Source organism: Stutzerimonas sp. NM35 (assembly GCF_054604355.1).
Genome location: NZ_CM137728.1, coordinates 2,390,051 through 2,406,632, shown reverse-complemented (window position 1 = coordinate 2,406,632; position 16,582 = coordinate 2,390,051). Strand labels below are relative to the sequence as shown.

17 protein-coding genes are annotated in these 16,582 nt (G+C 63.1%); 8 read left to right on the top strand and 9 right to left on the bottom strand.

All coding sequences use genetic code 11. The features are described 5' to 3' along the window. Positions 1 to 2 precede the first annotated feature (2 nt). Positions 3 to 896: an EamA family transporter RarD gene (rarD, locus tag ACYCFC_RS11195; RefSeq protein WP_459651645.1), complete on the top strand. Its 894-nt coding sequence runs from the start codon at positions 3 to 5 to the stop codon at positions 894 to 896. Here the strand turns inward: rarD and ACYCFC_RS11190 are convergent. From ACYCFC_RS11190 to ACYCFC_RS11175, 4 genes are all read right to left on the bottom strand, one after another. Then, a complete protein-coding gene (locus ACYCFC_RS11190) occupies positions 893 to 1,330 on the bottom strand; it encodes a thioesterase family protein (protein ID WP_459651644.1) in 438 nt (145 codons plus the stop codon). The genes rarD and ACYCFC_RS11190 overlap by 4 nt on opposite strands. Beyond that, on the bottom strand, positions 1,327 to 2,085 hold the full coding sequence (locus tag ACYCFC_RS11185; protein ID WP_459651643.1) for a class I SAM-dependent methyltransferase: 759 nt from the start codon (positions 2,083 to 2,085) through the stop codon (positions 1,327 to 1,329). The genes ACYCFC_RS11190 and ACYCFC_RS11185 overlap by 4 nt, the downstream gene beginning before the upstream one ends. Continuing rightward, a complete protein-coding gene (locus ACYCFC_RS11180; RefSeq protein ID WP_459651642.1) occupies positions 2,082 to 2,570 on the bottom strand; it encodes a MarR family winged helix-turn-helix transcriptional regulator in 489 nt (162 codons plus the stop codon). Before ACYCFC_RS11180 ends, ACYCFC_RS11185 begins: the two co-directional genes overlap by 4 nt. Positions 2,571 to 2,717: 147 nt before the next feature. Then, positions 2,718 to 3,587, bottom strand: a complete 870-nt coding sequence (locus ACYCFC_RS11175) for a LysR family transcriptional regulator (RefSeq protein WP_459651641.1) — start codon at positions 3,585 to 3,587, stop codon at positions 2,718 to 2,720. 117 nt (positions 3,588 to 3,704) lie between these two features. Between ACYCFC_RS11175 and ACYCFC_RS11170 the strand changes: the two genes are divergently transcribed. Both ACYCFC_RS11170 and ACYCFC_RS11165 read left to right on the top strand, forming a co-directional pair. After that, the gene (locus tag ACYCFC_RS11170) at positions 3,705 to 4,421 is read left to right on the top strand and encodes an AzlC family ABC transporter permease (RefSeq protein ID WP_459651640.1); all 717 of its coding nucleotides are present in this window, start codon (positions 3,705 to 3,707) and stop codon (positions 4,419 to 4,421) included. Beyond that, positions 4,411 to 4,719, top strand: coding sequence for an AzlD family protein (locus tag ACYCFC_RS11165; RefSeq protein ID WP_459651639.1), 309 nt, complete (start codon positions 4,411 to 4,413; stop codon positions 4,717 to 4,719). The genes ACYCFC_RS11170 and ACYCFC_RS11165 overlap by 11 nt, the downstream gene beginning before the upstream one ends. Positions 4,720 to 4,723: 4 nt before the next feature. Here the strand turns inward: ACYCFC_RS11165 and ACYCFC_RS11160 are convergent, their stop codons facing one another. The 3 genes from ACYCFC_RS11160 to ACYCFC_RS11150 all read right to left on the bottom strand — a co-directional run bounded on the left by ACYCFC_RS11160 (position 4,724) and on the right by ACYCFC_RS11150 (position 7,009). Next, positions 4,724 to 5,686 (bottom strand): arsenic resistance protein, encoded by a 963-nt coding sequence (locus ACYCFC_RS11160; RefSeq protein WP_459651638.1) that lies wholly within the window; start codon positions 5,684 to 5,686, stop codon positions 4,724 to 4,726. A gap of 61 nt (positions 5,687 to 5,747) precedes the next feature. Further along, a complete protein-coding gene (locus ACYCFC_RS11155; RefSeq protein ID WP_459651637.1) occupies positions 5,748 to 6,332 on the bottom strand; it encodes a nitroreductase family protein in 585 nt (194 codons plus the stop codon). Between the two features lie 137 nt (positions 6,333 to 6,469). Then, a complete protein-coding gene (locus tag ACYCFC_RS11150) occupies positions 6,470 to 7,009 on the bottom strand; it encodes a methylated-DNA--[protein]-cysteine S-methyltransferase (protein WP_459651636.1) in 540 nt (179 codons plus the stop codon). 154 nt (positions 7,010 to 7,163) lie between these two features. Here ACYCFC_RS11150 and ACYCFC_RS11145 point away from each other — a divergent pair, with 154 nt between their 5' ends. Next, complete coding sequence (locus ACYCFC_RS11145; protein WP_181083389.1) at positions 7,164 to 7,955, top strand: AraC family transcriptional regulator; 792 nt, start codon at positions 7,164 to 7,166, stop codon at positions 7,953 to 7,955. 53 nt (positions 7,956 to 8,008) lie between these two features. On the opposite strand, the gene ACYCFC_RS11140 is transcribed toward ACYCFC_RS11145, so the two are convergent. Further along, positions 8,009 to 9,250, bottom strand: coding sequence for an MFS transporter (locus tag ACYCFC_RS11140; protein WP_459653980.1), 1,242 nt, complete (start codon positions 9,248 to 9,250; stop codon positions 8,009 to 8,011). A gap of 347 nt (positions 9,251 to 9,597) precedes the next feature. Continuing rightward, positions 9,598 to 10,440, bottom strand: a complete 843-nt coding sequence (locus ACYCFC_RS11135; protein ID WP_459651635.1) for an isocitrate lyase/PEP mutase family protein — start codon at positions 10,438 to 10,440, stop codon at positions 9,598 to 9,600. A 318-nt stretch (positions 10,441 to 10,758) separates the two neighbouring features. On the opposite strand from ACYCFC_RS11135, the gene ACYCFC_RS11130 reads away from it, so the two are divergent. The 4 genes from ACYCFC_RS11130 (at position 10,759) to ACYCFC_RS11115 (ending at position 16,533) form a co-directional block, all read left to right on the top strand. Beyond that, positions 10,759 to 11,388, top strand: a complete 630-nt coding sequence (locus ACYCFC_RS11130; protein ID WP_459651634.1) for a LysE family translocator — start codon at positions 10,759 to 10,761, stop codon at positions 11,386 to 11,388. Positions 11,389 to 11,649: 261 nt separating this feature from the next. Continuing rightward, positions 11,650 to 13,686, top strand: coding sequence for a putative bifunctional diguanylate cyclase/phosphodiesterase (locus ACYCFC_RS11125; protein ID WP_459651633.1), 2,037 nt, complete (start codon positions 11,650 to 11,652; stop codon positions 13,684 to 13,686). Between the two features lie 312 nt (positions 13,687 to 13,998). Continuing rightward, positions 13,999 to 15,177, top strand: coding sequence for a DUF1624 domain-containing protein (locus ACYCFC_RS11120; RefSeq protein ID WP_459653979.1), 1,179 nt, complete (start codon positions 13,999 to 14,001; stop codon positions 15,175 to 15,177). 9 nt (positions 15,178 to 15,186) lie between these two features. Then, positions 15,187 to 16,533 carry an OprD family porin gene (locus tag ACYCFC_RS11115; RefSeq protein WP_459651632.1) on the top strand — a complete coding sequence of 449 codons (1,347 nt, stop codon included), beginning with the start codon at positions 15,187 to 15,189 and terminating at the stop codon, positions 16,531 to 16,533. Positions 16,534 to 16,582: the final 49 nt, after the last annotated feature.

Below are 16,582 nucleotides of genomic sequence, written 5' to 3'. Positions count from 1 at the left end.
GCATGCAAAGCCGTAACAGTCTGCCGGGCGTGGCCAGTTCGATCGGGGCCTCGGTGCTCTTCGCCACGCTGTACTACTACACCTCGCTGCTCGAACCGCTGGATGGCCAGCAGATCTACGGCTGGCGCATCCTGCTCACCGCGCCTTGCCTGGCGTTGCTGCTCCTGGGCTTCGGGCGCTGGGGCGAGGTGCGCCAGATTCTTGCGCGCCTGACCGCCGAGCCGCGGCTATGGCTCGTATTGCCGCTGTCCTCGGCGCTGGTCGGAATGCAGCTCTGGCTGTTCATGTGGGCGCCGATCAATGGCCACGGACTGGACGTTTCCCTTGGCTACTTTCTGCTGCCGCTGACCCTGGTGCTGACCGGGCGGCTGGTCTTCGGCGAGGCGATCAGCCGCTTGCAGCGCCTGGCCTGCGTGCTGGCGGCGATTGGCGTCGGCAACGAGCTGCTGCTGGCCTCGTCGCTGTCCTGGCCGGTGCTGGCGGTCGCCCTCGGCTATCCCTGCTACTTCGCCCTGCGCCGCTGGGTCGGCACCGCCAATCTCGGCGGCCTCTTGCTCGATCTCCTCATCAGCCTGCCGGTCGCCGCCACCTTCGCCCTGGCCGACACCGGCACCCTGCAACAGGTTGTCGCTAGTCCGAAACTGGCCCTGCTGATCGTCGGGCTGGGTACCCTGAGCGCTCTGGCGCTGGCCCTGATGATCATCGCCGGCAAGCTGCTCGATCTCGGCCTGTTCGGCCTGCTCAGCTACGTCGAGCCGGTGCTGCTGGTGGTCGTGGCGCTGCTGCTCGGCGAAAGCATCGCGCCGGATCAATGGCTGACCTACGGCGCGATCTGGCTGGCGATCGTGGTGCTGGTGGTGGAGGGGGGGAGGGCGTTGGGGCGGTCGCGGACCTAGCTGCCAGTCCGGCCCGCTTTTTCCTCCAGGCGCTGGACGAACCGCTGCAGGTCGATGATCGCGCGGCGATGAGTGCCTTCGCCGATGACCCCGCTTTCGTCCCGGCATTCCACCCTGAACACCAGCGCCTTGCCCTCGATGGCGGTGAGTTCGACGTTCGCCGTGACCTTCATCCCGACCGGCGTCGCGGCGACGTGGCTGACATCGACATGGATGCCCACCGTGCGTTGCGCCGTCGAGAGAAACGGGCGCAGTCCTTCGATGCAGGTCTGCTCGATGAAACCGATCATCATCGCGGTGGCCAGCACCGGCGGCATGTCGGCGAAGCCCGACCAGCTCGGCTCCACCTGGGGAACCGTGTGCCGTTCAGCCACGACGAGGGTTTCGCTGTGGGTCAGCCCCACTGAAAGTGGCGCGGGGTGCAGGTTGCTCATAGTCGTCCAATCCTCATGTTGATGGGCCAGGTGATCGAGTGTCGGGTCGCGGGGTCGCCCCATTGCCTGGCGATGTCGGTGGCGAATCGATGCAGCAGTTCCTCGCGCCCGGCTTCCCTGGCGCTGCGCACCGCCGACCAGGTCGAGATGTAGCCGAGGAACTCTTCGAGGCGCCACTCCAGGTGAATGGCTATCGAAGGGCCTTGCAGCTCGGTAAAGGGAAAGTCGAGGGTCGAGTAGCCGCTGTCCACCAGCTTGCGCTCGGCGGGCCAGTACGGGCCGATCTCGTGCCAGTAGAAATGCTCGAAACGGGCATCCAGTTCGCCGTTCAGACGCAGCACGCCATAGCTGATCAGCGCCAGGATCGCGTTCGGCGCCGCTACCCGGCGCGCCTCGGCATAGAACCTGGGCAGGTCGAACCAGTGCGCCGCCTGGGCGGCGGTGATCAGGCTGGCGCTGTGGCTCGGGAGCGGAAGGTTTTCGGCCGGGGCGCAGCCATAGTCGATGTTCTCCTGCGGTGCGGCGTGGGCGATCTGGTCCTCGCTTGGATCGAACCCGGCCACCGCGCTGAAATGTGCGGCAAGGTGCCTGGTCAGTTGCCCGTTGCCACAGCCGACATCGACAGCCAGCGCCGTATCGGGAGCCAGCGAGGCCAGGCAGGCCGCAAGTTCCGGCGGATATTCGGGCCTGAAGCGCGCATAGGCCTGCCCACCCTGATCGAACCAGTTCTTCAGTTCCGCGGTGGGGTTATTCATGGTTGGGAAGCTCCGGCTGCGAGGCTTCGCTTGATGTCGATCAGGCGCTGGGAGAACCTCCGCTGCTCCAGGGCGCTTGCCGTATCCGCCAGCACCTGGCGCAGCGGGTGGCCGATTTCCTCTTCGAGCTGCCCGATGACCTCGAAGGTCGCGCTCCAGTGCGAGTCCAGCCTCGCCACCAGCTGCTCTCCATTGGGCGTCAGGCGGATAACGCTCTTGCGGCCATCTTCGCAGCGCTGGCGGGAAATCACCCCGTCAGCCTCCATCTGGCCGACTGTCTGGCTGATGGCGCCCTGGGTCAGGCGGGTGTGCGCGGTGATTTCCGTAACCGTCTGCGCGCCCGAGCGGATGGCCCGCAGCACGGGGGTATAACGCGCGCGGTAGTTCAGGCCCATCTGCTGGTAATGCTCCTCGGCGCCAAGCTCTACCAGCTCCGATACGTAACGCAGCAGTTCGCCCAGGCCGGGCTCGTTTTTTCTGTTCATGGCAGCTTCTCCGACACTGGGCGGCAAATTACATTAGAGCTAATGTAATTTGCAAGCCGGGCTGCTGAACAGGATTGGCTCTGCTGAGGCAGGGGGGAGTGCGGCAAAAATGGGCAAGGTTCCAACGTCGCGCATTCGATGGCGTTTTCACGGCGTACCCGAAAGCCTCAGCGTCCTGATCAGCAGATCGTGCAGGCTGTCCACGGCCTTGGAGCCTTGCGAGGCGCGGCTTCGGTATACCGCGCCTTCCATCGGCTCAAGCACTCCCAGGCCCTGGTCGCTGCCGAGGATGTCCAGGTGCGGCGGTGCGCTGCAGCGGGTCAGCGCGGCGATGGCCAGGCCGCTTTCGACCGCTGCGATCTGGCCCGCCAGGCTGGAGCTGTTGTACACCACCTTGTAGCGACGCCCCTGCAGCGCCAGCGAATGGATGGCGCTACGCCGGGCCAGGCTGGTTTCTTCGTAGACGGCGATGGGCAGCGGGTCGCGCCGCCAGAGCTGGAACTGGGCGGCACCGACCCACACCATCGGCTCGTGGAACAGCAGGGTGCCGTGGCGGGAGTGCTCCCGTGACACCAGCGCCAGGTCGAGTTCACCGCGCTCGATACGGGGAATCAGCGAGGTCGATTGCTCGCAGTCCAGCTCGATCTCCACCGCGCCATGGTGAGGTGCGAAGCGCTTGAGCACCGGCGTGAGGTAGCGCTCGGCATAGTCATCCGGGACGCCCAGGCGGATGCGGCCACTCAGCTCTTCCCCATGAAAGGCGGCCTGGGTTTCGGCATGCAGGTCGAGCATCCGCCGCGCATAGCCCAGCAGCAACTGCCCTTGCGGAGTGAGCCGGTGCTGCCGGGGGCCGCGCAGCAGCAACTGACAGCCCAAGGCGGTTTCGAGCTTCCTGAGTTGCATGCTGACTGCCGATTGGGAGCGATGCACATGGGGCGCCGCGCCGGACAGCGAGCCGGCATCCACCACGGCAACGAAACACTTCAACCAGTCGATCTGCAGGTCCTGGAAGGTCATGGGTCATGCTCGCCATTCGTTTAGCGAATAGCATACAAGCGAATTATGCGTTTTTCTTGATTGGGTCTCCGGCGCATTGTGGAAAGCCCTCAGCACTTCCGAATACAAGGCCGCGATATGGCAGGCGCCGATGACACTCTGCATGAATTCGACCGCCGGATGGTCTGGTCCGGCTTCAGGAAACTCGTCCCTCTGTCCGTGTTCGTCACGATATTCGGCGCGGCCTTCGGGCTGGCGGCGGTCCAGACGGGGCTGGAGTCTTCGCTGATCGTGGCGATGAGCACGCTGGTCTTCGCTGGCGCTTCGCAGTTCGCGGCGCTGGAGCTTTGGGGTAATCAGGTCCCGGTGTTCACGCTGGCGATCACCGTGTTTGCGATCAATGCCCGGCATCTGCTGATGGGGGCGACGCTCTATCCGTGGCTACGCCACCTGCCGCCGCGCAGGCGCTATGGCGTCATGCTGCTGGCCTCGGATGCCAACTGGGCGATGTCCTTGCAGGCGCTCGCGCGCGGCCAGCCAGGCATGGGCATCCTGTTCGGTGGCGGCATTGCGTTGTGGACATTCTGGGTGCTGGGCACCTGGCTGGGCGTCCACTTCGGCGGGGCCATTCGCGATCCGCTCAGCCTGGGGCTGGACATGGTGATGGGCTGCTTCCTGCTCGCGATGGTGGTGGGTGGGGAGAAGAACCTGCGGCTGCTGGTGATCTGGATTATCGCCGCCTGCACCTCGCTGCTGGCCTATCGGTATTTGCCGGAAAACAGTCATGTCGTGGCGGGCGCATTGGCGGGCGGCCTGGCAGGCGTGTTCTGGATGGAGAAGGCCGATGAGCATTGAGCCGACGGGCTTCGGCGCACTGGCCCTGGTCTTGCTGATGGCAGGGGTGACGCTGGCGACCCGCTGGGGCGGGGTCTACGTGATGGCGTTCGTGCCCATCGGCCAACGGGTCAGGCGCTTCATCGGCGCCATGTCCGGTTCCGTGCTGGTGGCGCTGCTGGCACCCATGGCGCTCGAAGGGGACAACGGCGCACGGCTGGCGATGCTGAGCACGGCCATCACCATGCTGCTGCTGAAGAAGCCGCTGCCCGCGATTGCCGCCGGCATTGCGACGGCGGCGCTGTGCCGGCAGTTCTGACAGGTCACTGGCGCTCCTTTATCAGGGCGGGAATCGCCTTCAGGTAGATCAGTTCGCCGATCAGCTCCACCAGGGTCTGGCAGATCACGGCAGCCGCGGCAAGTCCACGGATGGACTCCGGAAGGGCCAGCGCCAGAGGCAGCACCACCAGTGAATTGCGCGTGGCCGCACTGAACGCCACGGCCCGGGTCGCCGTCGTGCCCAGGCCGAACAGCCTGGCGCTGAAGGCTCCAAGCGCAGGCGCCAGCATCAGGAATGCGCCGTACACCGGCAGCAGCGGCGCCAGGATTTCGAGCTGTGCCGTCACGGCTCCGATCTGCGATGCGACAACGACGACTAGGACCGCCGCCATTGCCGGTACTGGCAGCCAGGCCCAGCCAGCGCTCCATGAGCGGAGCAGGGCGGAGCGCCGCCCGCCGAATTCCGTGGCCACGGCTGCCAGCAGCGGAATGACGATCAGCAGCACGAAGGCTTCGGCGAAGGGCCACACATCGATGACCGCAGCGGCCTGCGCGCCGAGCATCACCTGGAGATACAGCGGCAGCAGCAGAAGCTGGAGCAGCAACAGCAGCGGTGTCGCCGCGAGCACCAGGCGCGAATCACCCTTGCCCAGGTGAGTGAAGACCACCACATAGTCGATACAAGGCGTCAGCAGCACCAGCAGCGCGCCGGCCAGCAGGGCCTTGTTCGACGCCAGCGGCAGGGTCAGCAGCCAGACCAGCAGCGGGACCAGCACGAAGTTGGCGAGCAGCAGCGCGCCGAGGAAGCGGCGATTGGCCAAGGGCTGGCGAAGTTCGAGGAAGGGAATCTGCAGGAACATGGCGTACATCAGCACGGCGATCGCCGGTGTGATGGCCGCCGCCGCAAGCCCGGCAAGGTTCGCAGAGTTCAGCCCGGCGATAGCCGCCACGGCCACCGCGACGAAATACAGGCCGATCTGGTTCTGCTCCAGCCAGTCGCGCGACATGATCACCCCCTGATAAACGGGGCGTGATCATACCTCGTCTGCGCCGTGGCGGTTGTCGCTGTCAGGCCATCGGCCCCTCGAATACCCACTGCTCCTGCGGAGCGCGGTCGCTGGCCTGTTCGCGTGCCTGCAATGCTGCGGGCAGTGCGCTGGCGTCGCCGCGATAGCCGATGGCGATGAAGGCGTTGATGGCGACGTTGGCCGGTGGCTTGAGGTATTGCCGGGCGCGTTCGGCATCGAAACCGCCCATGGCATGGGTGGCCAGGCCCATGTCGTGAGCCTGCATGGCCAGGTTCATCCAGGCCGCTCCGGTGTCGAAGGCGTGGCTGGAGAAGGGCTTGTCCTCGCCTTCCGTGCCGGTGCGGGTGGTTTGCGACAGCACCGCCACCAGCGCGCCGGCATGCCTGGCCCAGAGCTGGTTGGTCTCTGCCAGCAGGCCGACGAAGTCCTCGAACGGCGGCGTGCCGGCCAGTGCGTAGCAGAAGCGCCAGGGCTGGAAGTTGAGGGCCGAGGGCGTCCAGCGCGCGGCCTCGAACAGCGAATGCATCTGCTCCTGAGTCAGCGCCCGGCCATCGAAGGCGCGTGGCGACCAGCGTGCGGTGAAGGTGGGAGAGATGGGGTGCTGGGCTTGTCTCGCGTTGCTCATGGGGGCTCCTGGCAGCGGTGAAAACGCTGATTTAACACACGAAAGCCACAGGGATGCCAGCCTTGCGGACACCTCGTTGTCGGCCTGCCGGTCGCTACTGATACTTCGCAATGGCGCTACGGGGCATCGCCCAAGCCCTAGAGAGCGGTGCCCTTCGTGGGAAGATGGAACAGCGGCATCATCGCACCTTCGTGCTCCAGCAGATGCACCTTCTTGTCGAGGCCGCCGGCATAGCCCGTCAGGCTGCCGTTGTGCCCAACGATCCGGTGGCACGGAATGATGATGGAGATCGGGTTGTGACCCACCGCGCCACCCACAGCCTGGCTGGACATGCTGGGCAGGTTCGTGCGGCTGGCCAGCGACCTGGCCAGCTCGCCGTAGGTAGTGGTCGCGCCATAGGGGATCTCGCACAAGAGCGCCCAGACCGCCTTGCGAAAGGAACTGCCGGAAGGGGCCAGAGGCAATTGAGCGATGGCCGGCTGTTCGCCCGCGAAGTAGCGATCCAGCCACTGTCTCACCAGGTTGAATAGCGGCAGGTCATCCTTCGCGACGAGTTCGCCGGATACGCCGCCGCCGAAATACTTCTGCCCCTCCAGCCAGAGCCCCAGCAGATGCTCGCCGTCGCTTGCCAGGTGCAGGTTGCCGAGGGGAGACGGGTGGATCGTCGAGTACAGCATAACGGTGTCACTCCATGGGGTCGGTGAAGGGATTCCCCCGGGTTCTTCAAAAGCGTTTCTTGCGCCATCAGGGGCATGCCCAGATAATTCTGTTTCGCGCTTTGGGTGCCCGTCTCGCGTGGCTCGGGCAGCTCATCCCTCAAAAAGGACAGCCATGATCAAGCCTCTGCCGGTCTTTCTGAGAGAGATCGATGATGCCGTCTGGACTGCATACTCCAGTGCGACCGACTACCCTGACGGCTGGATTGTCGAGCCCCATTCGCACAACAAGGATCAGCTGATTCACGCGATTGAAGGCGTCATGGTCGTGTACACCGATCAGTGCCAGTGGTCTGTGCCGCCCAACCGTGGAATCTGGATGCCAAGCGGCCAGGTACACTCGATTCGTTGTGCCGGGCCGTTGAAGATGCGAAGCGTCTTCATCCAGGCGGGCCTGGCGTCAGGCCTGCCTGCGGCAACGACGATCCTGAGCGTTTCTCCCTTGCTCAGCGAACTCATCAAGACATCGGTTGGCATGGCGCTGAGCCAATACGATAACTCACGAGAGTCCCGGATCATGAATCTCATCCTGGACGAGATATCGCTACTGCCCGAGGTGCCTTTGCATCTTCCCCGGCCAGCCGACGCCAGAATCAGGAAAATCTGCGCGGCGCTTATGGCCAGGCCGGACGATGGTTCGACGCTGCGCGATTGGAGTCTGGAGCTGGGGATAGATGAAAGAACCATCCAGCGGCTGTTTCAGAAAGAGACCGGCCTGACGTTCGGCCAATGGCGCCAGCAATTCAGGCTGTTGTTGGCGCTTGAGATGATTGCACGTGGCGACAAGATCATCGATGTCGCGGCGCAGCTCGGCTATGACAGTCCAAGTGCATTTGCCGTGATGTTCAAGAAGCAATTCGGCAAGACCCCGAGCAATTTCTTCAAAGACCCCGGCAACGGAAAGTAGAAGCAAGGCGAGCCGGTCGCGTCTGGCAACCGGCTTCGCTTATTCAATCGAGGTCAGCCCTTCAGAGCATGCGTGCGCGGCAGGAAGGCGGTCATCAAGCCGAGAAGCGGCAGAAACGAGACCAGGTGGTACACCCAGACGATGCCGTGGATATCTGCCAGCTCTCCCAGCCCGGCAGCGCCGATTCCCCCGATGCCGAACATCAAGCCGAACATCACGCCGGACACCATTCCCACCCGGCCCGGCACTGCCTCTTGGGCATAGACAACCAGTGCCGCGAAGGCAGAGGACATGACCAGACCAATCAGAATGGCCAGCACGGCAGTCAGCACGGGGCCGGCATACGGCAGTGCCAGTGCGAACGGCGCGACCCCCAGGAACGAGATCCAGATGACCGCCTTGCGACCGATCCGGTCACCCACTGGCCCACCGGCGAAGGTGCCGGCTGCGACCGCTGCCAGGAAGATGAACAGATAGATCTGGCTCTCCTGGACGCTCATGCTGAAGCGCTCGATCAGGTAGAACGTGAAGAAGTTGGTGAAGGCCGCGATGTAGACGAACTTGGCGAACATCAGAAGGGCGATCACCACGATCGCCTGAATCACGCGGGAGCGGCTCAGGCCTGCCGCTTGTTTGCTGGCGAGGCTATTGAGCTTCGCCTGACCGTGGCGGATCGTCCACGCGGTGAGCCTCGACAGCACGAATATCGCCAACGCGGCGGCGAGCATGAACCAGGCAATCGCGTGTTGTCCGTAAGGAATGACGAGGGTGGCCGCCAGCAGAGGGCCGATGGCTGATCCTGTGTTGCCTCCGACCTGGAACGTCGATTGTGCCGTTCCGAACCGGCCACCTGAAGCCAGCCGTGCAACCCTCGAAGCTTCCGGGTGGAACGTCGCAGAACCAACACCCACGACCGCGGCAGCCACCAGGAGCATCTCATAGCTGCCGGCAAAAGCGAGCAGCGCAATACCGATGAAGGTCACCACCATGCCCGAAGGGAGCAGATATGGCTTGGGATGCCTGTCGGTATACATCCCGATCCATGGCTGCAGCAGCGAGGCCGTGATCTGGTAGACCAGCGCGAGCCAGCCGATCTGCGCGAAACTGAGCGAGAACTGGGTTTTCAGCATCGGATACACGGATGGCAGCACCGCCTGGATGAGGTCGTTCAGCAGGTGCGAGAAGGCCGCCGCCCCGACCACCGGAAGTAGAAACGGGTGGGCCTGGCCGGGTGATGAGGTGTCCTGTGGAACAGGCGCGGCAGAGGCGAGTTCGGCTGTATTGGTCGTTGTCATATGCAAGGCTTCGAATCGTTTTTCATGGGTCTGGCCAGCCCTGGTGGGCCGCCATGCGAGGAGGGTTGCGGCAGGGGCGGTCGAGGCACGCACAAGCTTAAGTTCGCCTGCGATGCCTGGCTCGCTTGATTCGGGCGCAAGTCGTCGCGTATAGGGCATTTGCCTTGTCGTTCGCCCGAATGATCAGGCGAAGGTGTGCGTTTCGCTGCGGGTCTTGCCCCAGGTCAGCGAGGGCCGGGCATGAATCATCGACCGGCGGGTTACTGGTCCAGGCCTTCATTACCCCTTCGGTCAGCCACTTGCACAGCATGGCGGTGGCTGCACTGTCACTGCTGGCTCGCGAGCGCTCACTGGCGGTCGGGCGTTGTATCGTCTGCCATGATTTTTGCGATGGCCGCGCCGGGAAGTGCTTCGGTCGCATAGGTGAACGAGCCGGACGTCAGCACCTCTTCGGCTGCGCGCATCAAACCGGCGAATGCGGCGCGTGCCATCGAACCGCCGACGCTGATGCGGCGAACGCCGGCATCTTGGAGTTCCGACACTGAATAGAGCGGCCCCCTGAGTCCCATGACCACGTTCACCGGCTTGTCCACGGCCTGGCACACGGTTCTGATCGCTTCGAGATCGGGCAGCCCTGGCGCGTAGAGCACGTGCGCTCCGGCTTCGGCGAAGGCTTGAAGCCGCTTGATCGTGTCGTCCAGGCTCTCGCGCCCGTAAAGGTAGTTCTCGGTTCTTGCCGTCAATACGAAGGGCAGATCGCGCGCGGCTTCGGCGGCGGCTCGGACACGCTCCACGGCATGGGCAAACTCGTAGATCGGGGCAGCGGGATCGCCGGTTGCATCCTCGATGGAGCCGCCCACCAGTCCGATCGTAGACGCCATGCGAATGGTCTGCGCGCAGGTGTCGGCTGCTGCCCCGAAGCCCTCCCCCAGATCGGCGGATACCGGCAGATGTGTCGCGCCGACGATTTCGGCGGCGTTTGCCAGTATCTCGTCCCGCCCGAGCCCCGTGAGCGAGTCCCGCTTGCCTTTTGAGAAGGCATATCCCGCACTCGTGGTGGCGAGTGCTTCAAAACCAAGGCTGGTCAGAAGCCGGGTCGAGCCCGCGTCCCAGGGATTCGGGATGACGAAGGCTCCGCTTCTACAGTGCAGTTCCTTGAACCGCTCGAATTTCCGTTGCTGATCGGACATTCTTTCCTCTCACTGTTTTTGCCGGTTGAGCGGGCGCGTGCTGGGCGCGATCATCGCACTGGCATGGCTCAAGGCGAAGCCGGCAAGATCGGCCTGGATGGCGCGTTCACTATAGGTCTGTCGCGTCAGCCCGGGAAAAGACCAGCCGGCTCCTGCTCCACTGTTCGCGCTGACGTTCGCGTCCTGACATCCGAAGCCTAGCAGCGATCGACTTCTCGCAACTGCGCTACAGTTTCGAGGGTTTCCTGAATAGCTACGGGGCCGAAAAGGGGGCGATAGCTCCCGCCGAAACCTTGACCCACCCCCTGGATCGCACCCATGGATAGTTTCCACCTGCTCCTTGCCTTCATTGCCGCTGCCTCACTGCTCACGGTTACGCCTGGCGTGGATACCGCCATCGTGCTGCGCACGGCGACGGTGGAGGGACGAGGGCAGGCGATCATGGCCTCGATGGGCATCGTGTTCGGCTGTCTGATCTGGGGTGCAGCGGTGTCTCTCGGGCTTGGCGCGCTGCTGCATGCGTCCGAGGTGGCCTATGCCGTGGTCAAGTTTGCCGGAGCCGGCTATCTGATCTGGCTGGGTTTCAGGTTGCTGTTCAAGCCGCGCACGGAGTTCGCTCCCGCACCTGGCAAAGCGCCTTCCTTACGGGGCGGCGATGCGTTCTGGCGCGGTTTGCTCACTAATCTGCTCAACCCCAAGATCGGCGTGTTCTATGTCACCTTTCTTCCCCAGTTCGTCCCCCCTGGTGCCAGCGTATCCGGCTATTCCTTTTTTCTGGCTTGCGTTCACGTGGTGCTGACACTTGCCTGGTTCGGCGTGCTGATCGCTGCCACGGTTCCCTTGGGCAGGTTTTTGCGCCGGCCCAGCCTGATGAGGGTGCTGGACCGGGTGACGGGGGGCGTTCTCGTCGCGTTCGGAGTCAGGCTTGCGGGATCGACTGCATCTTGATTGCTGCAAGCGTCATTGGACGCTGTTTTCTGCGGCAGCAGATATTCTGCAGAAGGCAGTAACGGCTTGTACGCTTCGCAGCCTCAGTAACCGTCCGTCGGTTTTGCGGCTGCTTTCACTCTTGCAAACCCGTGCCCCAGCTTGTGATAGCCTAGTGCTATTAATGCATTGGCATTTTCAATGCATCATCCAGGTGCCTGCCACCTAGAATACCGCCGCTTACTCGCAGTCGCTCCGTTCGGGGCTTGGATTCAGAGACGTATGTACCAGATATACAGCTGTATCGCCGACCTTCATCATCCGGGGTTGGTGTTCATGGCTGCGCTGTTGTGCCTGCTGGGCACCTTCATCACCATGCGGCTGTATCGCCGCGCACAACATACACAAGGTGTGCAGAAGGCCGGCTGGTGCGTGCTCGGTGCCGGTACGGCGGGGGCGACCATCTGGTCGACGCACTTCGTCGCCATGCTGGGCTATCGCCCTGGCCTTCCCATCGAACTGGACCCGGCACTGACCTCGCTGTCGCTGCTGGTGGCCATGCTCGGCGCCTCGGTGGGGCTGCTGATAGCCATGCTGAGCAAATGGCGGTTGGCGCCGGCCTACGGTGGCGGGCTGTTCGGGCTGAGTATTTCGGCGATGCACTACCTGGGCATGCTGGCCTATCGCGTGCAGGGGCTGGTGGTATGGGAGATGACCTATGTCGTTGCGTCGATCCTCCTGGCGATGGGGCTCGCTGCGCTGGCATTCCACCTTGCGCACCGTCAGCGCAGCGGCTGGCTGCCCGCGCTGGTGCTCAGCCTGGCGACGGTGTCGTTGCATTTCACGGGAATGACCGGTTTCGGCGTGTCACCGTTGCTGATCGAGCATGAACTGACCAATCCGCCGGCTATCCAGGCGCTGGCCTTCGCCGTGGCTGGCGTGACGCTGCTGATTTTCGGGGCCGGGCTGGCGAGCTATCTGATCGACGACAGCGTGCGGCTGGAATCGGTCAAGCGTCTGCACTATCTGGCTATGAACGATGCCCTCACGGGCCTGCCCAACCGCGAGAGTTTTAACCGTCATCTGGAACACGAGCTGGCCCGTGCGCAGATCTCCGGGGGCCAGGTCGGACTGCTGTACATCGACCTGGATGGCTTCAAGGCTGTGAACGACCTGCACGGCCATGCCGCCGGTGACGAGGTGCTGGGGCTGCTCGGCCAGCGCCTCAAGGTCTTCAATGATGAGCGTGTCTGTCTGGCACGCCTCTCTGGTGATGAGTTCGCGACGGTGCTGCGGATGCAGGGCACCGAGGAGCTGAGCCTGCTGGTCGAGAAGCTGCAGGATGTGATCAATCAACCCATGCCTACCTCGTTCGGGCTGTTCAATCTGGGCGCCAGCCTGGGCGGCGCGGTTTACCCGCAGGACGCCGATACCAAGGAAACCCTGCTTGGCAATGCCGATCTGGCGATGTACCGGGCCAAGGGTGAACTGGGCCAGCAGGTGTGTTTCTACGAGCCGGAGATGGATGAACAGGTGCGCCTGCGCCAGTCGCTGGCCAGCGAGTTGCGTGTCGCCATCGAACAGGATCAGTTGCAGGTGCACTATCAGCAGCAGATCGATATTGCTACCGGGCGCATCCGTGGCTACGAGGCGCTGCTGCGCTGGCAGCATCCGGTCCGGGGGAATATTCCGCCGAGTGAATTCATCCCCCTCGCCGAGCGTGATACCACCATTCTCAACCTCGGCGAATGGGTGCTGCGCAAGGCCTGTCGGGATGCCGTGCGCTGGGCGCACCCCTGTGGCGTGGCGGTCAACCTTTCGCCCATGCAGTTCATCCATGACGACCTGCCGAGCCTGGTGCGGCGGGTTCTCGACGAGACCGGGTTGCCCCCCGCACGCCTGGAGCTCGAACTGACCGAGTCGAGCATCTTCGCCGACCGGGACAAGGCGCTGGCCATGCTCACGCAGATCAAGGCGATGGGCGTCAGCATTGCCCTGGACGATTTCGGCACCGGCTATTCCTCGCTGGATATCCTGCGTGCCTTCCCGTTCGACAAGATCAAGACCGACCGCTCCTTCATGCCCACCATCGAGGAAAATCCGCAGGCGCGCGCGATCATTTCCGCCGTGCTGGCCCTGGGGCGCAGCCTGGATATTCCCGTGCTGGCCGAAGGCATCGAAACGCCTGGCCAGCTGGAACTGCTGCGCGGCATGGGCTGCGCCGCAGTGCAGGGTTTCTACCTGGGCAGGCCCAAGCCGCTGACGGCGCTGGTCGAGGCGGGGCAGATTGCGTTGCTGGGGGCAGGGCAGCCTGCCTGACTCCAGGGCGTCAGGTCAGGCGATACGCTTCGTCGCTGCGCCGGTTCAGGCCAATGCTCGCAGCCATATCAGCAAAATCCGCCTGCCGGACAAGGGTTGTGGCGACAACAAGCAATGGCGTGAGCCATCTTCGCCAATCTCCAGGCGCCGTCGGCACGCCGTTGTTCAGAACATCTCGCCCTGGATGCCACGCCAAGGCCGGCTCCGGTCGCTTGCAAAATCAGCCGGACAGCCATTCCATTATGGGTTGTTATAATATAACTTTCGCGTCCCGTTTAATTCCAAGGACGCCGTTACATGGCCACCGCCACGATGCCCTCCGCCGGCACGCTTTCATCCCTTCATGCCAAGACGCAGATACGCACGCGGATGCTTGCCATCGACGCATTGCGCGGGCTGGTCATGCTGTTCATGCTCGTCGATCACGTGCGCGAGACGTTTTTCCTGCATGTGCAGGTAGGCGACCCCATGGACCCGGTCAACACGCCACCGGAACTCTTTTTCACACGTATCAGCAGCATGGTCTGCGCGCCGGTCTTCGTGTTCCTGACGGGCCTTTCGGCATGGTTGTACGGGCAATCCCACAGCCGCAGTGAGGTCTCGACCTTCCTGCTCAAGCGTGGTGTGTTCCTCGTATTTCTCGAGTTGACCCTGGTGAACTTCGCTTGGAACGCGACCTTCGTACCGCCTACCTTGTGGCTGCAAGTCATCTGGGCCATCGGCCTGAGCATGATCATATTGGCGGCACTCATTCACATGCCGCGTGTGGCCCTCGCGGTGCTGGGCTTCGTTATCGTTGCCGGGCACAACCTGCTCGATGGCATCGTGCTGACGGCGGATTCACCGTTCTTCGAGATCTGGTCGATCCTGCATCAGCGCTCTTTCCTCGAAATCACCGAGCACACCCGCGCGCGTACCACCTACCCGATCCTGCCCTGGGTAGGTCTCATCGCGCTTGGCTACTGCGCCGGGCCCTGGTTCGCCCGTGAATCCGATCCGGCGCAACGTGCCCGGCGCCTGATGAGGTGGGGTATCGGTTTGCTCGTCGGTTTTGTGCTCATTCGCTATCTGAACGTTTACGGCGACAAGCCGTGGAGCACCATGGAGGATGGCATCCGCACATTCATGAGCTTCATGTCGCTCACCAAATATCCGCCTTCGCTGATGTTCCTGATGCCAACCATCGGCGTCGGCTTTCTGCTGCTCGCCTGGTTCCAGCAACTCGAAGGGCGCCCGGTGCTGAAGGTGCTTGCGCTGTATGGCGGCGCGCCGATGTTCTTCTACGTGCTGCACCTGCTGGTGCTCAAGGCGCTTTACCTGATCGCTGTGCAGATCTGGGGCCTGAACCAAGGCGATTACTACGGCTTCGATAGCCTCGCCGGCATCTGGTTGTGGGCAGTAATGTTGTCGGCGGCGCTTTACTTCCCGACCCGCTGGTTTGCGCAGCTCAAGCAGCGTCGTCGCGATATCGCCTGGCTGAAGTATTTCTAAGGCTTGGTGATGAACAGGAAAACCGGTTACTGGATGCGGGCGCTGTCGCTCTCTTGTTTGCCATTGACGGCATATGCGGGGGCACAGGAACAGGCGGAGGGCTTCATCGAAGACGGCACATGGAACGTGCTGAACCGTACCGTTTACGACCGCCGAGATTACCGTCACGGTGGTCTGAACGGGGGCGCTCGCAATGCCTACAAGCCACGCAGCGAGCGCAGTGATCTGGCTGAAGAATGGGCCTACGGGCTTATGGGCACTTACACCTCGGGCTTCACACGAGGGACGGTTGGCTTTGGTCTCGATGCCCACGCCTACCTGGGCGTGAAGCTGGACAGCGGCGGTGGCCGCGCTGGCAAGGCGCGCCTGCTTTCAGTAGACAACGAGGGCCGTCCCAAGGACGACTATGGTCGAGCGGGCGCAGCAGCGAAATTGCGTCTGTCTTCCACCGTTCTGAAGTACGGCGAACAACGGGTGAAAACGCCGGTGTTCGCTTCGTCCGATAGCCGCTTGTTGCCCGAAACCGCCACGGGCTGGCTGGTAACCAGCCAGCCATGGAACAGCCTGACTATCAACGGTGGGCATTTCAATGAAAGTACCGACCGTAATGCCAACAGCCATGACTCTGGTTTCGTAATCAACTATTCCAACGGGCGGCAGGGCGATTCGTTCGATTTCCTGGGTGGCAGCTATGACGGCATGGAGCGCCTCAACCTGACCCTCTACAGCGCGCTATACGACGAGACTTGGCGGCAACATTACCTGGGCGGCGTGTATGCATGGCCGATCGATGACGAGCAGGCGCTGTCTTTCAACCTGAACCTCTATCGCACCCAGAATACCGGTGAGGCCCGTTCGGGAGAGATCGATAACACTACCTGGAGCCTGAAGAGTACCTACTCGCGGGGTGCCCATAGCCTGTCGCTGGGCTATCAGAAGGTGCACGGGGATACGCCGTTCGATTACGTCACCCGAGGTGCAATCTACCTCACCAACGCGGTGGCATTGTCGGACTTCAATGGCCCGAACGAAGCCTCGTGGCAGTTGCGTTACGACCTGGCGATGGCCGGATATGGCATTCCCGGCCTGAGTCTCAGCGCGGCGTACATTCGCGGCAGTGGCATCGACGGTAGCGATGTGGACCCCAATGGGGGCTATGCCTATCTGGGCTACGGTCGTAACGGACGGCATTGGGAGCGCGACCTCGAAGCTCGCTACGTCGTGCAGAACGGGACCTTCAACGGGATGACCTTCAGTGCGCGTTATGCAATGCACCGTGGCAACGCCGATCAGGCGGAACTGGATGCCGACCAGATTCGCTTGGCGGTGGAGTATCCAATCAAGGGAGTGTTCTAGTCCGCGGCGCGCTGGGAGCAAAGTCTTCTTTATGTCGAATCATCGAGCT